This window comes from Roseobacter sp. SK209-2-6 (assembly GCF_000169455.1).
Lineage (GTDB): Bacteria > Pseudomonadota > Alphaproteobacteria > Rhodobacterales > Rhodobacteraceae > Pseudophaeobacter.
In genome coordinates, this window is record NZ_AAYC01000001.1 from 415554 (window position 1) to 434613 (window position 19060).

The 19060-nt window shown below is 60.1% G+C and carries 17 protein-coding genes; 10 read left to right on the forward strand and 7 right to left on the reverse strand.

What is annotated here, in order from left to right; genetic code table 11:
• Nucleotides 1-206: 206 nt before the first annotated feature.
• The 5 genes from RSK20926_RS02125 to tldD all read right to left on the reverse strand — a co-directional run bounded on the left by RSK20926_RS02125 (nt 207) and on the right by tldD (nt 7890).
• Complete coding sequence (locus RSK20926_RS02125) at nt 207-836, reverse strand: 3-oxoacid CoA-transferase subunit B (RefSeq protein ID WP_008204100.1); 630 nt, start codon at nt 834-836, stop codon at nt 207-209.
• A 3-nt stretch (nt 837-839) separates the two neighbouring features.
• On the reverse strand, nt 840-1559 hold the full coding sequence (locus RSK20926_RS02130) for a CoA transferase subunit A (RefSeq protein ID WP_008204101.1): 720 nt from the start codon (nt 1557-1559) through the stop codon (nt 840-842).
• A gap of 330 nt (nt 1560-1889) precedes the next feature.
• Complete coding sequence (topA, locus tag RSK20926_RS02135) at nt 1890-4574, reverse strand: type I DNA topoisomerase (protein ID WP_008204102.1); 2685 nt, start codon at nt 4572-4574, stop codon at nt 1890-1892.
• Between the two features lie 273 nt (nt 4575-4847).
• Complete coding sequence (gene dprA, locus RSK20926_RS02140) at nt 4848-6119, reverse strand: DNA-processing protein DprA (protein ID WP_008204103.1); 1272 nt, start codon at nt 6117-6119, stop codon at nt 4848-4850.
• Between the two features lie 349 nt (nt 6120-6468).
• Nucleotides 6469-7890 (reverse strand): metalloprotease TldD, encoded by a 1422-nt coding sequence (gene tldD, locus RSK20926_RS02145; RefSeq protein ID WP_008204104.1) that lies wholly within the window; start codon nt 7888-7890, stop codon nt 6469-6471.
• Nucleotides 7891-8108: 218 nt separating this feature from the next.
• Here tldD and coxB point away from each other — a divergent pair, with 218 nt between their 5' ends.
• The 10 genes from coxB (at nt 8109) to RSK20926_RS02195 (ending at nt 17269) form a co-directional block, all read left to right on the forward strand.
• The gene (coxB, locus tag RSK20926_RS02150) at nt 8109-8948 is read left to right on the forward strand and encodes a cytochrome c oxidase subunit II (RefSeq protein ID WP_037253316.1); all 840 of its coding nucleotides are present in this window, start codon (nt 8109-8111) and stop codon (nt 8946-8948) included.
• Between the two features lie 104 nt (nt 8949-9052).
• Complete coding sequence (gene cyoE / locus RSK20926_RS02155) at nt 9053-9994, forward strand: heme o synthase (protein ID WP_037253539.1); 942 nt, start codon at nt 9053-9055, stop codon at nt 9992-9994.
• Between the two features lies 1 nt (nt 9995).
• The gene (locus tag RSK20926_RS02160) at nt 9996-10160 is read left to right on the forward strand and encodes a hypothetical protein (RefSeq protein WP_037253318.1); all 165 of its coding nucleotides are present in this window, start codon (nt 9996-9998) and stop codon (nt 10158-10160) included.
• Nucleotides 10160-10747: a cytochrome c oxidase assembly protein gene (locus RSK20926_RS02165; RefSeq protein WP_008204108.1), complete on the forward strand. Its 588-nt coding sequence runs from the start codon at nt 10160-10162 to the stop codon at nt 10745-10747. Before RSK20926_RS02160 ends, RSK20926_RS02165 begins: the two co-directional genes overlap by 1 nt.
• 24 nt (nt 10748-10771) lie before the next feature.
• Nucleotides 10772-11581: a cytochrome c oxidase subunit 3 gene (locus RSK20926_RS02170; RefSeq protein WP_008204109.1), complete on the forward strand. Its 810-nt coding sequence runs from the start codon at nt 10772-10774 to the stop codon at nt 11579-11581.
• A 131-nt stretch (nt 11582-11712) separates the two neighbouring features.
• The gene (locus RSK20926_RS02175; protein ID WP_008204110.1) at nt 11713-12387 is read left to right on the forward strand and encodes an SURF1 family protein; all 675 of its coding nucleotides are present in this window, start codon (nt 11713-11715) and stop codon (nt 12385-12387) included.
• Between the two features lie 4 nt (nt 12388-12391).
• Nucleotides 12392-13780, forward strand: a complete 1389-nt coding sequence (thrC, locus tag RSK20926_RS02180) for a threonine synthase (protein WP_008204111.1) — start codon at nt 12392-12394, stop codon at nt 13778-13780.
• A complete protein-coding gene (locus RSK20926_RS02185) occupies nt 13777-15039 on the forward strand; it encodes a M16 family metallopeptidase (protein WP_008204112.1) in 1263 nt (420 codons plus the stop codon). The genes thrC and RSK20926_RS02185 overlap by 4 nt, the downstream gene beginning before the upstream one ends.
• The gene (locus RSK20926_RS02190) at nt 15039-15623 is read left to right on the forward strand and encodes a GNAT family N-acetyltransferase (RefSeq protein WP_008204113.1); all 585 of its coding nucleotides are present in this window, start codon (nt 15039-15041) and stop codon (nt 15621-15623) included. The genes RSK20926_RS02185 and RSK20926_RS02190 overlap by 1 nt, the downstream gene beginning before the upstream one ends.
• A 209-nt stretch (nt 15624-15832) precedes the next feature.
• Nucleotides 15833-17269, forward strand: a complete 1437-nt coding sequence (locus RSK20926_RS02195; protein WP_083805711.1) for an FAD-binding oxidoreductase — start codon at nt 15833-15835, stop codon at nt 17267-17269.
• A gap of 317 nt (nt 17270-17586) precedes the next feature.
• Here RSK20926_RS02195 and RSK20926_RS02200 read toward each other — a convergent pair whose 3' ends face one another.
• Entirely contained in the window at nt 17587-18126 is a 540-nt protein-coding gene (locus RSK20926_RS02200) for an adenine phosphoribosyltransferase (RefSeq protein ID WP_008204115.1), read from the reverse strand.
• Nucleotides 18127-18362: 236 nt separating this feature from the next.
• Nucleotides 18363-18998 carry a LysE family translocator gene (locus RSK20926_RS02210; RefSeq protein WP_008204117.1) on the reverse strand — a complete coding sequence of 212 codons (636 nt, stop codon included), beginning with the start codon at nt 18996-18998 and terminating at the stop codon, nt 18363-18365.
• Between the last annotated feature and the right edge of the window lie 62 nt (nt 18999-19060).

Below are 19060 nucleotides of genomic sequence, written 5' to 3' on the forward strand. Positions count from 1 at the left end.
CATATGGGGCGAGTTTGCAGGAATGTCAGTGGCTGGCCTGTGTTTTTTACTTCGTCCCTGCCGGCAATGCCGAGGAAACTCAGAGGGAAGAGAGCGCAGCGCAGGGCAATAGCGCGCCTTCGACACAGGGTCCCAACAAAGACAGAGGCCCGCTGCCAAAAGACAACGGGCCTCTCTATGTTTTTTGGGATCTTGGTGGAAATCGCTTAGTTGACGATTGTCGCCTCAGTTGCAGCGCGCAGCTCGTCTTCGCTGACGCCCTCGGCGCATTCAACGATCTTCAAGCCACCTTCGACCACGTCCAGCACGCCTAGGTTGGTGATGATGCGGTCGACGACGCCTCTGCCGGTCAGCGGCAGGGTGCATTCCTTCAGCACCTTGGACTGGCCGTGCTTGTTGGCGTGGTCCATCACCACGACAACACGGCCTACGCCGGCCACCAGATCCATCGCGCCGCCCATGCCTTTGACCAGCTTGCCGGGGATCATCCAGTTGGCGAGATCGCCATTCTCGGCCACTTCCATCGCGCCCAGGATCGCCATGGCGATCTTGCCGCCGCGGATCATCGCAAAAGACTGCGCTGAGTCGAAATAGGCAGTCTGCGGCAGTTCGGTAATGGTCTGCTTGCCCGCGTTGATCAGGTCAGCATCCTCTTCACCCTCGATCGGGAAAGGGCCCATGCCCAGCATGCCGTTTTCCGATTGCAGGGTCACTTCCACACCTTCGGGGATATAGTTCGAAACCAGCGTCGGGATGCCGATGCCGAGGTTCACATACCAGCCGTCCTGCAGTTCCTGCGCTGCGCGGGCGGCCATTTGATTGCGGTCCCATGCCATGGATCAAGCCTCCTTCTGGCGCACAGTGCGCTGTTCGATGCGTTTTTCGTGCTGCCCTTGAATGATGCGGTGCACATAGATGCCGGGCAGGTGGATGCTGTCGGGGTCCAGGCTGCCGGTGGGCACGATTTCCTCGACCTCAACCACGCAGACCTTGCCGCAGGTGGCAGCAGGCGCGTTGAAGTTGCGCGCGGTCTTGCGGAACACCAGGTTGCCGGTCTCGTCGGCTTTCCAGGCTTTGACGATGGCGAGATCGGCAAAGAGGCCCTCTTCCATGATATAGTCTTCCACGGCGCCATCTTCGCCGGTGGGGAATTGCTTCTCCATCTTTCCCTCGGCAATCACGGTGCCAACGCCAGTCTTGGTGAAGAAGCCGGGGATGCCCGCACCACCGGCGCGCATACGCTCGGCCAGGGTGCCCTGCGGGTTGAATTCCAGCTCCAGCTCGCCAGAGAGGTACTGGCGCATGAACTCGGCGTTCTCACCCACATAAGAAGAGATCATCTTCTTCACTTGTTTGGTCTGCAACAGGATGCCGATGCCAAAATCATCAACGCCCGCATTATTGGAGGCAAAGGTCAGATCCTTGGTGCCCGCCTCTTTGATTGCATCGAGCAGAAGCTCGGGAATGCCGCAGAGGCCAAAGCCACCCGCCGCAATGAACATGCCGTCATGAAGCAGCCCATCGAGCGCTTCAGCGGCATTGGAATAGACCTTTTTCATGGAAATCTCCCATCGGCTGCCAGTTGCCTCTGGTTCTGGCCCCGAGACTGGGCAGAGTCAACAATACGGAGGGCGGCACGTATTACTACGGATCGCCAGAAAGGGGTAGGGCCTGGAGCCGGGTCAAGGGCGGCAAGGCCGCCGCGCCAGCGGCTTGCCCTTGAGGCGACGGAAGGCCGCAATAGCATGGGTTGCGCCCTTGCTGGGCAAACCTGCCCTTCAAGGGCCTCTCAGCAAAAAGAAAACGTCGCGCGATAGCGCGACGCTGGGCCCAACCGGGGAAGGGGGTCTTTCAGATCCTCTGAGACGGGCGGGAGCCCCCCGTTGATGTCATTCGCTTTCGGCGGCCTTCTTGGCGGGCGCTTTCTTTGCAGTGCTTTTCTTTGTGGTCTTTTTCGCCGCGGTTTTCTTCGCCGGAGCCTTCTTCTTTGCCGCGGGCTTTTTCTTGGCACCCGACTTCGCTGATTTCTCAGCGATCAGCGCCACGGCCATTTCCATGGTGACATCCGCAGGCTCCACGTCCTTGGGCAGTGTCGCATTGACTTTCTCCCATTTGACATAAGGCCCGTAACGCCCATCCATGATATTGATGGCGCCGCCATCTTCGGGATGCTCGCCCAGCTCTTTCAGCGGTTTGGCAGCAGCACCGCTACCCCGGCGGCCCGGGTTGGCGCGTTTTTCTGCCAGCAGTTCCACTGCGTGGTTCATGCCCACCTCGAACATCTCATGCCATTGCTTGAGGTTCACATAGGTAGGTTTCTCCGCCTCCGGCAGCTTATGCATGATATAGGGACCAAAACGCCCCAGATTGGCGCTGATCCGTCCGCCTTCCGGGTGGTCACCCACATTGCGCGGCAGGCTCAGGAGCTGCAGCGCGCGTTCCAGCGTGGTCTCTTCCTTGGGCCAGCCGCCATGACGGGTCTGCGGCAGCGAGCTACGTTTGGGCTTTTTGTTCTCAGGCGTGGCTTCGCCGCGCTGCACATAAGGGCCGTAGCGCCCGTCCTTCAGCCAGATCTCGTCTTCGCCGTCACTGCCCAGCAGTTTCTCTTCCCCCTCAGCGCCTTCACCCGCGATGGGGCGGGTATAGGTGCATTCGGGGTAATTGCCGCAGCCGACAAACCCGCCGGTGCGGGAGGTTTTCAGATGCAGCTGGCCTGCACCGCATTTGGGGCAGACGCGCGGGTCGCTGCCATCTTCGCGCGGCGGGTAAAGTTGCGGCGCCAGGGCGTCGTCCAGCACGTCGAGAACTTCGGTGATGCGTAGATCAGAAGTTTCAGAGATTGCCGCTGAAAAATCGCGCCAGAACCGGCCCAGCAATTCCTTGTAGTCGCGGCTGCCCGCTGAGACATCATCCAGCTCACCCTCAAGGTTGGCGGTGAACTCATAGCCCACATAGGTGCGGAAGAAATTCAACAGGAAGATGGTAACGATCCGGCCCTTGTCCTCGGGGAAGAGGCGGTTCTTGTCCTTGCGAACATATTCGCGGTCCTGAATCGTGGTAATGACGCTCGCGTAGGTCGAGGGACGCCCGATGCCCAGCTCCTCCATCCGCTTGACCAAGGTGGCCTCAGTAAAGCGCGGGGGCGGCTGGGTGTGATGTTGCAGGCCCAGAACGGCCTTGTCTTCCGACAGACAGGATCCGGTGGGGCCGGCCTTCTCGGCCTGTGCCGCCAGGGAAGAGGCGAATTTCAGCGCTTCGCCCTGCATGATTTGCGGCAGGCGCTTGTCGTCCTCATCGACCACATCATCGCGGCCCTCTTCATAGACGCGCATGAAACCGTCAAAAAGCATCACCTGACCGGTGGCGCGCAACCCGACCTGACCATCGTCAGAGCCGAGGTCAACGGTGGTGCGCTCCAGCCTTGCGCCGGCCATCTGGCAGGCGAGGGTCCGCTTCCAAATCAGGTCATAAAGCTTACGCTGGTCATCTTCCGAGACCTTAAGGCTCTTGGCGTCGCGACTCATATCCGTGGGGCGGATACATTCGTGCGCCTCCTGGGCGTTCTTGGCCTTGTTCTTATAGATTCGCGGGCTGTCGGGCACATATTCAGCGCCATAGCGGGTGCCGATCTCTTCGCGGGCGGCCTGTACCGCCTCGGGCGCCATATCGATGCCGTCGGTCCGCATATAGGTGATGAGACCCGCCTCATAGAGGCGCTGGGCCGCGTTCATGCATTGCTTGGCGCCCATGCCGAATTTGCGGCTGGCTTCCTGCTGCAGGGTCGAGGTCATGAAAGGCGCGGATGGATTGCGCGCGGCTGGCTTGGCTTCAACCGATTTGACTGAGAGCGCACGGGAGGAAACCGCCTGCACCGCCAGCTCAGCTGCGGTGGAATTGGCCAGGCTGTATTTGTCCAGCTTGTCGCCGCCCAGGATCGTCAGGCGCGCCTCAAATTCCTGACCGCGCGGGGTGGCCAGGCTGGCCTTCACCGACCAGTACTCCTGCGGATTGAAAGCCTCGATCTCCATCTCGCGCTCAACGATGAGGCGCAGACAGACCGACTGCACCCTGCCAGCGGATCTGGCACCAGGCAGCTTGCGCCAGAGGACCGGCGAGAGGTTGAAGCCCACAAGATAGTCCAGCGCGCGGCGGGCCAGATAGGCCTCGACCAGGGGCATATCCACCTGGCGCGGGTTGGCCATGGCGTCGAGGACTGCCTCTTTGGTGATGGCGTTGAAGGTTACGCGGGACACCGGGGTGTCCTTCTTGATCGAACGGCGCTTGGTCAGGGCTTCCTGCAGGTGCCAGCTGATTGCCTCTCCTTCGCGATCGGGGTCGGTCGCGAGAATGAGCGCATTGTCTTCTTTCAGTGCATCGGCAATGGCGCGGACATGTTTCTTGCTTGCCTCGGCCACCTGCCAGGTCATCTCAAATTCATTCTCGGTATCCACCGAGCCATCCTTTGGCGGCAGGTCGCGCACATGGCCATAAGAGGCCAGAACCGTGTAGTCGGAGCCCAGGTATTTATTGATTGTTTTGGCTTTGGCTGGGGATTCGACAACTACAACTGGCATGTAAATCTATGTTCTCTTTCGTGCTCACTAGCGCGTTCTATGGCTGGGCCGGGCCTGCTGCGCAAGGGGAGAATAACATTGCTGAGGCCAGGCGCGCAGGATTTGCAACAGGAAATCAAGCCGCTGCCCCCTTTGTCGCGCCTGCAATCCGAAGGGGGGTGACGGCCCGGCAAGTGGGGTCTGGAGGGGTAAAACAAGCGAATCGCAACGCGGTGGTTGTGTCTGTTCCGGGGGCATTGCCCTGTTGGCCAATTGGAAAAGTGAGACGCGTCATCAGGGTCCGCCGTTCCTTTTCCCATCCCCGGGCGTCAGCAAGCCACCGGGCAACCGCTCGATCCGCCCATCGAGTTCCAGATCCGTCAGCGCACTGCCAAACTGCGGCGGGGTCGCGTTGAGATCACGCATCAACAGATCCGCGGGCACCGGAGTGGTCCCCAATCGGTTTAGGATCTGCTGATGCAGCGCATTGGTCTCTTGCAGGTTGCGTTTTTCAGGTGGTGGCACTGGCAAAGAAGACAAGAGCTGCCTTGCCTCCGCGTTGCTTGGACCCGCAGGAGAGCGGGGCGCTGGAGGCATTTGCAACAGTGGGAGATCCACCTGCGCCGGTAGTGATGGGGTATCCGCAGTGGGTTGAAGCTCGGTAAGATGCTGCATGGGCGGCAGGGCGGCCAGCACATCTTCGGCATTGCGTACCAATGGGGCGCCATCACGGATCAGCATGTTGCATCCGGCGGCACGCGCATCAAAAGGATGTCCGGGAACGGCCAGAACCTCCCGTCCCAGGTCCAGTGCATCGCGGGCCGTGATCAGGCTGCCGGAACGGCCCGCGGCCTCAATCACGATAACGGCCTGGGCCAGGCCCGCGATGATGCGATTGCGCCGGGGAAAATCGCGCGCGCGGGGCCAAAGACCCATGGGTTGCTCCGACAGGCGTAGCCCCTGCGTGGCGATTTCCACCCCCAGCTCGGTGTTCTCTGTCGGATATATCCGGTCGCAGCCCCCGGCCATGACCGCAATAGTGCCTGTTTCCAGCGCCGCGTGATGAGCGGCTGTGTCAATGCCTCTGGCCAGACCTGAAACCACAACATAGCCGGCCTCCCCCAGATCGCGCGACAGGTTTCGGGCCATGCGAATACCCAAGGACGAGGCATTTCGCGCCCCAACCAGAGCAATCATGGGGCGGCGCAAGAGAGTGAGGTCGCCAATCGCCCATAAGAGTGGCGGCGCGGTTGCAAGGGCCGCAAGCAGGTTGGGATAGAGAGGGTCATCAAAACACAAAAGCCGCGCTTTGGCGGCTTTTGCGGTTTTGACTTCTGTGTCAATTTTGCCTGCGGGGCATGTTTCATACCCTGCAATTCCGGCTGCGTCTGCCATTTTAGGCAGCGCGTCCAGCACGTTCTGCGCTGAACCATATTGACCAATCAGGCGTCGGAAGTTTACCGGGCCGATCCGTCGGGAGCGCAGCAGGCGGAGTCTAGAATACCAAAGATCTTCCGTGGTGGGTGGGAGTGGGGGGTGAGTGGAAGAATGTGCTTCCTCGGTCATCCGTTGCTCCGCCGTGCTGCAAGACAATATTTACCCTGAAAACGGTTAACAGGTGGTGAATGGTTGAAAATTTTCCTTAGATTTTCGGAAATCTTCGACGACCTTGAGTTGACCGGATGCGAAAGAAGTTAATTTCCTGAATCATCAGAGAAATTCCATGGGGTTCTCAGGAAATACTGCCATGGAATCGGATTTCAAATTCAAAAAATCACAATAAAAAACCGCATCCCAATGGTCCAATCATGATTAAAGGTGCACGTGGAAGGCGGGTTTTTCGCGTTTTGCCGACTGGTGTGATTCCAGATTGGGAACGGCAGGCGAGACCCGCCTGCCGCAGCAAAGAATCTGCCTAGGTCGCTGAGCCACCCACGGTCAGACCGCTCATCAGCACCGAGGGTTGGCCAACGCCGACCGGAACCCATTGCCCCTGTTTGCCGCAATTGCCCATGCCGGGGTCCAGCTCCATGTCATTGCCAAGGGCGCGGATCTGTTTCAGCGCGGTGGCGCCATCGCCGATCAGGGTCGCGCCTTTGACGGGCTCACCAACCTTGCCATCTCTGACGCGGTAGGCCTCGGTGCAGGAGAAGACGAATTTGCCATTGGTGATATCCACCTGGCCGCCGCCAAAGCCCACGGCCCAGATGCCATCTTTCATGCCCGCCACCAGATCCGCTGGGTCACTGTCGCCACCCAGCATATAGGTATTGGTCATCCGCGGCATCGGCGCATGGGCGTAGCTCTGCCGCCGACCATTGCCGGTGGAGGCAACCCCCATGAGGCGCGCATTCTGGCGGTCCTGCATAAAGCCAACCAGCCTGCCATCTTCAATCAGAGTGGTCTTCTGCGAAGGGGTGCCCTCATCATCGATAGAGATCGAGCCGCGCCGGTCGGCAATGGTGCCGTCATCCAGCACGGTCACCCCCTTGGCGGCGATCTGCCGCCCCATGAGGCCGGCAAAGGCTGAGGATCCCTTGCGATTGAAATCCCCCTCCAACCCATGGCCGATGGCCTCATGCAGCAGGATGCCGGGCCAGCCGGGCCCAAGGACGACGTCCAGCTCACCCGCCGGGGCAGGGACCGCTTCGAGGTTGACCAGGGCAATGCGCAGGGCCTCACGTACTTTTGCCTGCCAGGAGGCTGGCTCGATCAACCCGTCAAGGCCAACCCGACCGCCCCCTCCGGCCGAGCCGCTCTCGCGGCGACCGTCTTTTTCGACAATGACAGAGACATTGAGCCGCGCCATTGGGCGCACGTCCTGCACCCGCACCCCATCAGCGCGCAGGATCTCAATCTCCTGCAAGGAAGCCGCAAGCGAAGCCGAGACCTGAACCACTTTTTGATCCAGATCACGCGCAAAGGCGTCAATCTCCCGCAACGTCTCCACTTTCACCGGGAAGGGTTCGGCGCTGATCGGATCCGCATCGGTATAGAGTTTTACATTGGTTGCCTGGGGCGCATCCGCATAGGTTCCGCCACCTTCACCAACCGCCAAACGCGCGGTTTCGGCGGCGCGCTTCAGCGCCTCTATCGAGACATCGGTGGAATGGGCATATCCGGCCACATCCCCCTTCACAGCCCTTAAACCAAAGCCTTCGGAGGCATCATAGCTGGCGCTGCGCAATCTGCCATCGTCAAAGACCAGGCTTTCCGACTTGTGACGTTCGGCAAAGATTTCACCATCATCGGCACCTGCCAGCGCGGACTGCAGCACGGGCAGCGCCTCTTCCTCTGCGAGGGCGGTTTCAAAAGGGCGGAAGGCTGAGTTTTCCATGTCACGGACCTCGGTTTTTTTGATCTAAATCAAGAAAGCGACGCTTTGACGCTCGCCTCCCTCTTTATCTGTACGTCTGAATATGATTTTAAGCAGCGTCAAAGACAACGGGGTTGGCGCGTTTTGTGGAATCATTGCTTTCGAGTTGCGGAAGTAGCGGTTCCAGATAGCGCGATCAGGCTCAGGGACAATGCGATCACGCAAGATCAGGACATGATATGAAGAATGCTTTGATGCTTTCGGGCCTTTTTGCGGGCCTTTCAAGCCTTCCAGCTATGGCGCAAGAGGCTCTGGAAACCATTGGCAAGCCGGTTGACGGCGGCCTGAACTTCCAGCCCGCAGCGACTTCGCTGATGGAGGGAATCATCCAGCTGGACAATCTCCTGCTCTGGATCATCACAATCGTCTGCGTTTTTGTTGGTGCTTTGCTGCTTTACGCAATTCTGCGTTTCAACAGGCGCGCCAACCCAGAGGCGGCCAGCTTCACCCACAATACCCCAATTGAAATCGCCTGGACCCTGATCCCGATCCTGATCCTGGTTTTCATCGGCTCCTTCTCCCTGCCAGAGCTGTTCCGCCAGCAGGAGATCCCCGAAGGTGACGTGACCATCAAGGTGACCGGCTACCAGTGGTATTGGGGTTATGAATACGTTGACCATGAGTTTGGCTTTGAAAGCTTCCTGCTGGGCAAAGATGAACTGGCAGAAAATGGCTATGCCGAAGATGAGTATCTGCTGGCCACCGACACCGCAGTTGTTGTGCCTGTCGGCAAAACCATCGTGATGCAAGTGACCGCCGCAGATGTGATCCACTCCTGGGCGATGCCTTCCTTTGGCGTAAAGCAGGACGGCGTGCCTGGTCGTCTGGCGGAACTCTGGTTCAAGGCCGACAAAGAAGGCATCTATTTTGGCCAGTGCTCCGAGCTTTGCGGCAAGGACCACGCCTATATGCCGATCACCGTCAAGGTGGTCAGCCAGGAAGCCTATGACGCATGGCTGAAGGGCGCGATCGAGGAATATGCGGGCAAGCCGCTCTCCTATCAGGTTGCATCCAACTAAGGACGAGTTTGGGCGCTTGAGGGAGTGCCCAGCTTCGGACCTGCTGTAAAATTGCCGGATGTGTGGGGAGGCTCGCGCATCCAACTGCCGCAAAAGGGACCATGATGAGCGACGCAAGCATCAATGCCAGCAACATCCGTGAGGACGAGGCCGGATTCGGCGATTACTTCGCCCTGCTTAAACCGCGTGTGATGTCGCTGGTGGTTTTCACCGCTTTTGTGGGCCTGCTGGCCTCTCCTGTTTCCGTGCACCCTGTGATCGGCTTCTGTGCTGTCTTGTTCATCGCCATCGGCGGTGGTGCCTCTGGTGCGCTGAACATGTGGTGGGACGCCGATATTGACCGGGTGATGAAACGCACCAAGGGTCGCCCTATCCCTGCTGGCAAGGTGGAAGAGGGTGAAGCGCTGAGTCTTGGCCTGGCGCTCTCTGGCCTCTCGGTGATCATGCTGGCGCTGGCGACCAATGTCTTTGCCGGTGCCTTCTTGGCCTTCACCATCTTCTTCTATGTGGTCATCTACACCATGTGGCTGAAGCGGGCGACGCCGCAGAACATCGTGATCGGTGGCGCGGCCGGTGCCTTCCCGCCTGTCATCGGCTGGATTGCCGCGACTGGCACCATGTCGGTAGAGCCCTGGCTGATGTTTGCCCTGACCTTCATGTGGACGCCGCCGCATTTCTGGGCGCTGGCTCTGTTCATGCGCTCTGATTATGACGATGCGGGCGTTCCCATGCTGACCGTGACCCATGGCCGCCGCGCTACCCGCGTGCATATCCTGATCTATACCGTGCTGCTGGCTCTCCTGGCCGTTGGCACTTCTTTCTCCGGCATCGGTGGTCCGATCTATCTGGCGGTTGCCGTGGTGATGAACGCGCTGTTCCTGGCCGGTGCCTGGAAGATCTCGCGCCGTAATGAAGACATGTCCGAAGAGGACAACTTCAAGGCCGAGCGCAGCTTCTTCAAACTGTCGCTGCTCTATCTCTTCCTGCATTTTGGCGCGATTCTCGCCGAAGCGCTGCTGAAGCCCTATGGGCTGGGAGGCTGGTAAGATGGCTCTGCGCAAGGATCACGAGCTGCACAAGCGCCGCTTTGGTCGCAACATGGGCGTAGGCCTGTTGCTGGCGGGTTTTGTGGTGCTGGTGATGGTGCTGACCATCGTCAAGGTCTCGCAGCCCGGTTTCCAATTGCCCCAGGTCGAAGCGGGGCAGAACTGATGGCGCTGCAGGGACCCCAGAAAACCGTTGTACAGCTGGTCGGCGTTGTCGTCCTGATGGGCGGTCTTTCCTGGGCCTCGGTCCCCTTTTACGACTGGTTCTGCCGGGTCACCGGCTTCGGCGGCGTTACTGGCGTGGCCGAACAGGGATCGGATACGGTGCTGGATCAGACCATCACCGTGCGCTTCGATGCCTCCAAGGAACGCGGCATGGCCTGGGAGTTCAAACCCACCCAGCGCGAGATGGAGATCAAGATCGGCGAGACCGGCCTTGCCTTCTATGAGGCCTATAATCCAACCGACCGGCCCATCGCGGGCCAGGCCTCTTACAATGTCACCCCCTATGCGGCGGGCGGCTTCTTTGAAAAAATCGATTGCTTCTGCTTTACCGAGCAGGTGCTGGAACCAGGGGAGCGGGTGCAGATGCCCGTGACCTTCTTTGTCGACCCGGAAATCGTAACCGACCGGGACGGAAAATACGTGCATACGATCACGCTTTCGTACACGTTTTATGAAACCGATCTGCCCGAGGGCTATGCCGCTCTCGAAACCGGGGATACATCCGGGGCAGGGACTGCAACGAACTAGGCCGCTTTGGTGAGGGACACTTAAATGGCGCACGCTAAAAATCACGATTTTCACATTCTGCCACCGTCCTGGAAGCCTCTGGCTGCAGCATTGGGTGGCTTCATCATGCTCTTTGGTGCCGTGCTCTGGATGCATGACATCACGGCTTGGTTGTTTTGGGCCGGTCTTGTTCTGACACTCTATGTCTCCTTTGCCTGGTGGGCGGAGATGGTTGACGAAGCTCGTCAGGGCGACCACGCACCGGTGGTGCGCATCGGTCTGCGCTATGGCTTTATCCTGTTTGTAATGTCCGAGGTGATGTTCTTCTTCGCCTGGTTCTGGTCCTTCTTCAAACATGCCATGTACCCGATGGAAGAATATGTCGGCACCGAATATGTCGCCCCGGCGATCTATCCGGTTGATGCGCTGCACCTGCCGCTTATCAACACTCTGGTGCTGCTGCTCTCGGGCTGTGCCGTGACCTGGGCGCACCATGCGCTGGTTCACAACAATGACCGCAAGGCGCTGATCCAGGGCCTCTCCATCGGTATCGTTCTGGGCATCTTCTTCACCTTCCTGCAGGGCTATGAGTACGCTCACCTGCTGCACGAAGGCTGGCAGTTCGGCGCTGATGAGTTCTACTCGAACTTCTTCATGGCCACCGGCTTCCACGGCTTCCACGTGATCCTCGGCACCATCTTCCTGATCGTCTGCCTGGTGCGCGCGATGAAGGGGGACTTCACCCCTGAGCAGCACGTCGGTTTTGAGACCGCTGCCTGGTACTGGCACTTCGTGGACGTTGTCTGGCTCTTCCTCTTCTTTGCCGTCTACCTCTGGGGCACCGCCGGTCTGTAACCGGGAATGCCTGGCCAAAATCTGGCCAAATGTAAGGGGTACATCTTTGTGGTTTCAAAAACCGCAGAGAGGCCGTATCTAGCTCAGCGCGCGGGATCTGACCCGCGCGCTGTCTGCGTTCAGAGGGTGCCATGCGGCGACTGATTTTCTTTCTGGTGATAGGGGGGCTGGGGCTGGCGGCATTGCTGAGCCTGGGCATCTGGCAGATCCAGCGCCAGGTTTGGAAAGAGGATCTGTTGCAAACCATCGAAACCCGTATCACAGCGGCTCCAGTTGCGGTTCCGCTCGCGCCAAGTGCAGAGCAAGACAACTACAGGACCGTCACCGCAGCAGGCGCGCTGGGTGAGCAGGAGCTGCATGTTTTCTGGGTCACCAAAGAGGGCGAGCCGGGCTATCGTGTGATCTCGGTCCTTGAAATGGAGAACGGGCGTCGCCTGCTCCTCGACCGGGGCTTTATCCTTGCCGCAGACAAGAATGAGGTCCGCAGCGCCGGGCAGGTTTCTGTCACTGGCAATCTTCTGTGGTCGGACGAGGGCGACTGGACAACGCCTGATCCCGAAGTCGATACCAATATCCTCTATGCCCGCGATGTCACCTATATGGCCAATCGGCTGGAGACTGAGCCGGTGCTGATTGTCGCGCGCACGATCGCACCTGAGACATCCGCGACACCACAACCGGTGACATCGGCGGGCATCCCGAACAACCACTTGCAATATGCGATCACCTGGTTTTCGCTGGCCCTGATCTGGGCTTTGATGACCGGTTCTTTCCTCTGGCGTTCGCGCGCCAAATCCGAAGGCTGAAACGATGAAATATATCTCAACCCGGGGCCAGGCGCCCGAGCTGACATTTGAAGAGGCCATGCTGACAGGGCTGGCCCGTGACGGCGGGCTTTATGTGCCGGCCGAGATCCCGACCCTCAGCCGGGAAGAGATCGCTGGCCTGGCGGGGCTCTCTTATGAGGAAACCGCCTTTCGGGTGATGAAGCCTTTTATTGGCGATTGCTTCACCGATGAAGAATTCCGCGGCATCATCTCCCGTGCCTATGAAGGTTTCGGCCATGCCGCCCGCGCGCCGCTGAAGCAGCTGGCGCCGAACCATTTCCTGCTAGAGCTGTTCCATGGGCCCACCCTGGCTTTCAAGGACTTTGCCATGCAACTCATCGGCCAGCTGTTCCAGACCGCTCTGGCGCGCCGTGGTGATCGAGTGACCATCGCTGGCGCCACCTCGGGTGATACCGGCTCTGCCGCGATGGAGGCCTTTCGTGGCCTTTCCAATGTGGATGTCTTTATCCTTTATCCCCATGGCCGCGTCTCTGAGGTGCAGCGCCGTCAGATGACCACCCCGCAGGATGCCAATGTGCATGCGCTGGCGGTGGATGGCGATTTCGACGATTGCCAGGCGCGCGTCAAAGACATGTTCAATGATTTCGACTTCCGCGACGGTGTGAAACTGGCGGGGGTCAACTCGATCAATATCGCCCGTGTGCTGGCGCAGGTGGTCTATTACTTCTCCTCTGCTGTTTCCCTGGGCGCGCCAGAGCGTGAGGTCTCCTTCACTGTGCCCACCGGCAACTTTGGCGACATCTTTGCGGGCTATATCGCCCAGCAGATGGGCCTGCCGATCAAGGATCTGGTGGTGGCCACCAACCAGAACGACATTCTGCACCGCTGCCTCGAGGGGCAGGGCTATCACAAGGGGGATACCCAGCCCTCGATCAGCCCTTCGATGGACATTCAGGTCTCTTCCAACTTTGAACGCGCGCTCTATTTTGCCTATGGCAAAGACAGCGGCGCTGTGGCGCAGTTGATGGATGAACTGAAGAGCGGCGGCTTTGAGGTCAGCCAGGGTGCCATGCAGGCGCTGGGTGAGACCTATAAATCCGGCCGCGCCTCGGAAGAGGAAACCCTAGCGACGATCACATCCGAACTGGCCGCCTCTGGTGAACTGATCTGCCCCCATGGTGCGGTGGCGGTTAAGGTTGCGAATGAACAGCGTGAGGCTGCGGTACCGATGGTGACCTTGGCCACTGCCCATCCGGCCAAGTTCCCGGCGGCGGTGAAACAGGCCTCTGGCATCCACCCGGATCTGCCCGCGCGTATGGGCGACCTCTTTGAACGGGACGAGCGGGTGACGCGGATCGCCAATGACCTTGCTGCTCTTGAGGCGCATATCAAAGCGAATATCGCATCGTGAGCTTGCGTCAGGACACTCTGCCCAACGGTTTTCGCATCGTCAGCGAAGATATTCCGGGGCTGCAATCGGCCTCGATCGGGATCTGGGTCACGGCGGGCGGACGCAATGAGCGGCTGGAGCAGAACGGCATTGCCCATTTTCTGGAGCATATGGCCTTTAAGGGCACCAAAAAGCGCAGCGCTTTGCAGATTGCCGAGGCGGTCGAGGATGTGGGCGGCTATATCAACGCCTATACCAGCCGCGAGGTGACCGCCTATTATGCGCGGGTGCTGAAGGACGACGTGCCACTGGCGCTGGATGTGCTGGCGGATATCCTGCTGAACCCGGTGTTTGATCCGCATGAGATCGAGGTCGAGCGCGGGGTGATCCTGCAAGAGATCGGCCAGGCGCTGGATACGCCGGATGATGTGATCTTTGACTGGCTGCAGGAAGAGAGCTACCGCAACCAGCCGCTCGGGCGCACGATCCTGGGCCCTGCTGAGCGCGTGAGCGCCTTTAGCCGCGATGATCTCACCCAGTTTGTGGCTGAACATTATGGCCCTGAGCAGATGATCCTCTCAGCCTCGGGGGCTGTGGATCATGACGCGCTGGTCAAGATGGCCGGCGACCTCTTTGGCGGCATGAAGTCGCGCCCGGCCCTGGCGATGGAGCCTGCGCGCTTTACCGGTGGAGAGGCACGGCAGGAAAAGGCGCTGGAGCAGGCGCATTTTGCCCTGTCCTTTGAGAGCCCCGGTTATCGGGATGATGCGATTTACACCGCGCAGATCTATGCCGGCATCATGGGCGGCGGCATGTCGAGCCGCCTGTTCCAGGAGGTGCGCGAAAAGCGCGGGCTCTGCTATACGATCTTTGCCCAGGCCGGTGCCCATGCGGATACCGGCTGCACCACGATCTATGCGGGCACCTCCGGTGAGCAACTGGCGGAACTGGCACATATCACCGTGGATGAGATGAAGCGCGCCGCCGAGGATCTGAGCGATGCGGAGGTGGAACGCGCGCGCGCCCAGATGAAGGCGGGCCTCCTGATGGGGCTTGAGAGCCCCACCAACCGGGCCGAGCGTCTGGCGCGTCTGGTGCAGATCTGGGGCAGGGTGCCCTCGCTGGAGGATACCGTGCGTCTGATCGATGCGGTGCAGAACGAAGATGTGCGCGCCCTGGCCGAGAAACTGGCGTTGCAGGCGCCTGTCGCCATGGCGCTTTATGGGCCCGTCAGCGGGGCGCCGGATCTGACAGCATTGAAGGAGCGGCGCGCGGGCTGATGCTGCTGGGGCGGAAGAAACTGAAGCTGGAGACCGAGCGGCTGACCCTGCGTCTGCCGGTGCATTCGGATTTTCAGCAATGGTCCGCCCTGCGGCTGGCCAGCCAGCCCTTTCTAACCCCCTGGGAGCCCGCCTGGGCGGCGGACCATCTGGGGCGCAAGAGCTTTACCAACCGGGTCTACTGGGCGCGGCGATCCATGACTGGTGGCACTGCATTGCCGCTGTTTCTGATCCGGCGTGCGGATCAGGTGCTGGTTGGGGCGATCACGCTGGATAATATCCGCCGTGGTCCGGCACAGGCCGGAACGCTTGGTTATTGGACCGGGCAGCCTTTTGTACGTCAGGGCTATATGCGGGAAGCTATTGGCTCCATTGTGCATCATGCCTTTACCCAGATGGATCTGAGCCGGATTGAAGCTGCCTGCCTGCCGGAAAACGCGCCCTCACGCGGGCTTCTGGAAAAATCAGGTTTCAAATATGAGGGCGTAGCGCAGTCCTATCTGCAGATTGACGGCCGCTGGCGCACCCATGTGCTTTATGCCGCCCTGAGACACGACCGCCGGGGGCGCACCCAGACCGGGTGAGATTGTATATTCCTCTTCCGTCGTGAGGCGCAGCGGGTGAGTGCTCCCGCCTCCGGCAGCCCCCCTGGCATATGCCAGGGCCGCAGCAGCGGAGTTGGGCCCGGCGCCGTGCTCTGACGAGCGCGGCGCGCCACAGATCCAGCGGCCCAGCAGAGAAATCCGGCTGCCAGGTCTTGCCTTGCGGGCGCTGATTGCCGATGCAGGTAGGCATGACATATGCACCTGCCGATTCCGCCTTTGCCGCCCATCTGTCGAGCCTCCTGCCAGAGGGGGTGCTTTGTCCGGTTGAACCGCGCTATCTGGAAGAGCCGCGCGGGCGCTATCAAGGTACGGCAGGCTTGCTGGCGAAACCAAGCAGGGTTGAGGAGGTCTCTCTCCTGCTGCGTGAAGCCAATGCTGCGGGGGTAGCGGTTGTGCCCTATGGCGGCGGCACAGGCCTCGTTGGGGGGCAGGTCCTGCCCGAGGGGCCCGCGCCGTTGATCCTGTCTCTGGAGCGGATGAACCGGATCAGGGGCGTCTACCCGCAGGAAAATGCGCTTATCGCTGAGGCAGGCGCCATTCTGGCGGATGTACAATCTGCTGCAGAGGGGGCGGAGCGTCTCTTCCCGCTCTCGCTGGCCTCGGAAGGGACCGCGCAGATTGGCGGCAATCTGGCGACCAATGCAGGCGGGGTGAATGTGCTGCGCTATGGAAATGCGCGAGACCTCTGTCTTGGACTGGAAGCAGTACTGCCCTCGGGCGAGATCTGGCATGGGCTCAGTCGTCTGCGAAAGGACAATACGGGCTATGATCTGCGCAACTTGCTGATCGGCGCCGAAGGCACATTGGGGGTGATCACCGCGGCTGCGCTAAAACTGGCGCCCCTGCCTGCACAGCAGGGGACGGCGCTCTTTGTGGTGCCATCGCCTGAGGCGGCTATTGCGCTGCTGGCGATGGCGCGCAACCTGCTGGGAGATGGGGTCAGCGCCTTTGAACTTATCCACCGGCAGGGGCTGGAGTTTCTGACAGAACATCTGCCGGAACTGCGTCAGCCTTTTGAGAGGCGCCCAGAGTGGTCAGTGCTGATTGATCTGGGACTGCCACCAGGTCCGGGGCCGGAGGAGGGGCTGACAGAACTCTTTGAGCGAGCCCTGGAGAGTGATCTGGCGCTGGATGGTGTGATTGCCCAATCCGAGGGTCAGCGCCAGGCTCTGTGGAACCTACGTGAGCATATCCCGGAGGGGAACCGACGGGTGGGTGCGATCTCCAGCCATGATATTTCGGTTCCGATTTCGGAAATTCCGGCGTTCATTCAGCGTGGGGCAGAGGTCATAGCCCGGATCGGAGAAGGAGATATGCGGATCAACTGCTTTGGCCACCTTGGGGATGGCAACCTGCACTACAATGTGTTTCCGGCCAAGGGCCGAGGGCGGGAAGACTATGACGGGCTGCGATCGGTGGTGAAGGTTGCCGTGCATGACTTGGTTGCCGAATTCGATGGCTCCTTTAGCGCGGAACACGGAGTTGGGCGGATGAAAGTCGAGGACCTGGAAATCTATGGGGATCCGATGAAACTGTCAGCGATGCATGCCATCAAACAAGCACTCGACCCCAAGGGGATTATGAACCCGGGCGCAGTTTTCCGGTTGTCGTCTTCGGATAAATAAGAACGCTTTTCGAGCGGGGGCTCCCGCGCGGCCTTAGGAACCTCCCTTTCGGAGCTTCCTGGCCCCTTGGGCCCGGCGCCGTCCCGAAGGGACGGCGCGCATTTTGAGCTTGCAAAGCTCAAAATGCCATGCCCAACCGGAGAGGTTTCAAACATGAAACGCTCAACGGGCGGGAGCTACCCGTTCCAAATCCTCTGGCAAATCCCCGATCCAGGCCTGTTTCAGGACTTCAGACTGGCAAGTGGGCAGGCGAGAGCAGAGCAACGCTGCTTCTCCCTTTGCTTTATTGCATAGTGTCCACTGCCTGAGGATACCTCTTAGAGCCCGTCGAACTCACATAGGACATGCACATCCATGCCCATCTCTTCCAACAATTTGCGCCCGCCCAGTTCCGGAAGGTCGACAATGAAAGCGCAAGAGATGATTTCGCCACCGAGGCGTTCGATCAGCTTGATCCCGGCACCAGCGGTCCCACCGGTGGCCAGGAGGTCATCAACCACCAGAATCTTCTCACCGGGCTGGATGGCATCGTCATGGATCTCAACGATGGCCTCGCCATATTCCAGTTTGTAGTCCTGGCTGATGGTGGTACCAGGCAGCTTGCCCTTCTTGCGGATCGGCACAAAACCGACGCTCAGCTGATGGGCAATGGCCCCGCCCAGGATAAAGCCGCGTGCTTCCAGTCCCACAACCTTGTCGATACGTTCGCCCGCATAGGGGTGCAGCATCTGGTCAATCGCCATGCGAAAACCGCGTGGGTCGGCAAAGAGCGTGGTGACATCGCGGAACATGATCCCCTCATGTGGGAAGTCAACGATGGTGCGGATGTAGTCCTTGACGGCGGGCTTCTTGGGCATGGGGGCTTCCACTGCTGCTGCTTCTCTCAGAGCCCTGATTGCGCCGGTGCGGCAAAGGGCCAAAGGGGGTTTGGCCGAAGAAAAGCGCGCTGGCAAGGGCCAAGCGCGCGGATCAGGTGGAATTCACCTGCTGCTGTGGCGTGAAACCCAGCGGCAGGGCGGTGGTGCGAAAACTTGGCGCAAGACTCTGGACCAGCATCAGGGCCGGGACCCTGGAGCTTGCCCCAGCTAGGCGTTTAAGCCGTGGGACGGCGCAGGAAGGCGGTGGCCAGCCCCATGGCAGCCAGCGCCAGCCCGCCAGCCCTGGTCAGATGTGCGGTGACACTGGGGCGCGCAATCCAGACCCGCATGCGATCTGCCAGAAGGGCATAGGCCAGCGCATTCACCCCCGCGAGAATGACAAAGGTCGCAATCAGGATCCCGAACTGCGGGGCCAGGTTCTCCGCTGGGCGCAGGAACTGCGGCACAAAGGCGATGAAAAAGGCAATGGACTTCGGGTTGAGTGCTGTCACAACCGCCGCATGACGGAAAACGCCTGCCGGGGTGACATCAGGGTTGATCCCCTCTTGCACCAACCCTTCGGCTTTGCCCGCAGAGCGCCAGAGCTTTACCCCCATCCAAATCAGATAGGCCGCCCCGATCCACTTCAGGAGGGCAAAAAGACTGGCAGAGGCCAGAATGAGCGCGCCCAGCCCCGCCAAAGAGGCCGTCATCGCGATGAGATCCCCTAGGGCGACGCCCAGAGCCGAGGAGACCGCAACTGGCCTCCCCTTGGAGAGCGCATAGCTGAGCACCAAGAGTACGGTCGGGCCGGGTACCAGCAAAAGCGCGGTTGAGGCGGCGGCAAAGGCCAGCCAAAGGTCAAATTCCATGCTCTCTCTCCTCTGTCTTGGCTGCAGCTAAGACAGGCGCGATTGCTTTGGTCAATTGAAAA

Excerpts from the sequence above, each read along its gene's own strand:
- RSK20926_RS02125 (WP_008204100.1), bottom strand. The coding sequence starts at position 836 with ATGGCATGGGACCGCAATCAAATGGCCGCCCGCGCAGCGCAGGAACTG.
- RSK20926_RS02130 (WP_008204101.1), bottom strand. The coding sequence starts at position 1,559 with ATGAAAAAGGTCTATTCCAATGCCGCTGAAGCGCTCGATGGGCTGCTT.
- topA (WP_008204102.1), bottom strand. The coding sequence starts at position 4,574 with ATGCCAGTTGTAGTTGTCGAATCCCCAGCCAAAGCCAAAACAATCAAT.
- dprA (WP_008204103.1), bottom strand. The coding sequence starts at position 6,119 with ATGACCGAGGAAGCACATTCTTCCACTCACCCCCCACTCCCACCCACC.
- tldD (WP_008204104.1), bottom strand. The coding sequence starts at position 7,890 with ATGGAAAACTCAGCCTTCCGCCCTTTTGAAACCGCCCTCGCAGAGGAA.
- coxB (WP_037253316.1), top strand. The coding sequence starts at position 8,109 with ATGAAGAATGCTTTGATGCTTTCGGGCCTTTTTGCGGGCCTTTCAAGC.
- cyoE (WP_037253539.1), top strand. The coding sequence starts at position 9,053 with ATGAGCGACGCAAGCATCAATGCCAGCAACATCCGTGAGGACGAGGCC.
- RSK20926_RS02160 (WP_037253318.1), top strand. The coding sequence starts at position 9,996 with ATGGCTCTGCGCAAGGATCACGAGCTGCACAAGCGCCGCTTTGGTCGC.
- RSK20926_RS02165 (WP_008204108.1), top strand. The coding sequence starts at position 10,160 with ATGGCGCTGCAGGGACCCCAGAAAACCGTTGTACAGCTGGTCGGCGTT.
- RSK20926_RS02170 (WP_008204109.1), top strand. The coding sequence starts at position 10,772 with ATGGCGCACGCTAAAAATCACGATTTTCACATTCTGCCACCGTCCTGG.
- RSK20926_RS02175 (WP_008204110.1), top strand. The coding sequence starts at position 11,713 with ATGCGGCGACTGATTTTCTTTCTGGTGATAGGGGGGCTGGGGCTGGCG.
- thrC (WP_008204111.1), top strand. The coding sequence starts at position 12,392 with ATGAAATATATCTCAACCCGGGGCCAGGCGCCCGAGCTGACATTTGAA.
- RSK20926_RS02190 (WP_008204113.1), top strand. The coding sequence starts at position 15,039 with ATGCTGCTGGGGCGGAAGAAACTGAAGCTGGAGACCGAGCGGCTGACC.
- RSK20926_RS02195 (WP_083805711.1), top strand. The coding sequence starts at position 15,833 with ATGACATATGCACCTGCCGATTCCGCCTTTGCCGCCCATCTGTCGAGC.
- RSK20926_RS02200 (WP_008204115.1), bottom strand. The coding sequence starts at position 18,126 with ATGCCCAAGAAGCCCGCCGTCAAGGACTACATCCGCACCATCGTTGAC.
- RSK20926_RS02210 (WP_008204117.1), bottom strand. The coding sequence starts at position 18,998 with ATGGAATTTGACCTTTGGCTGGCCTTTGCCGCCGCCTCAACCGCGCTT.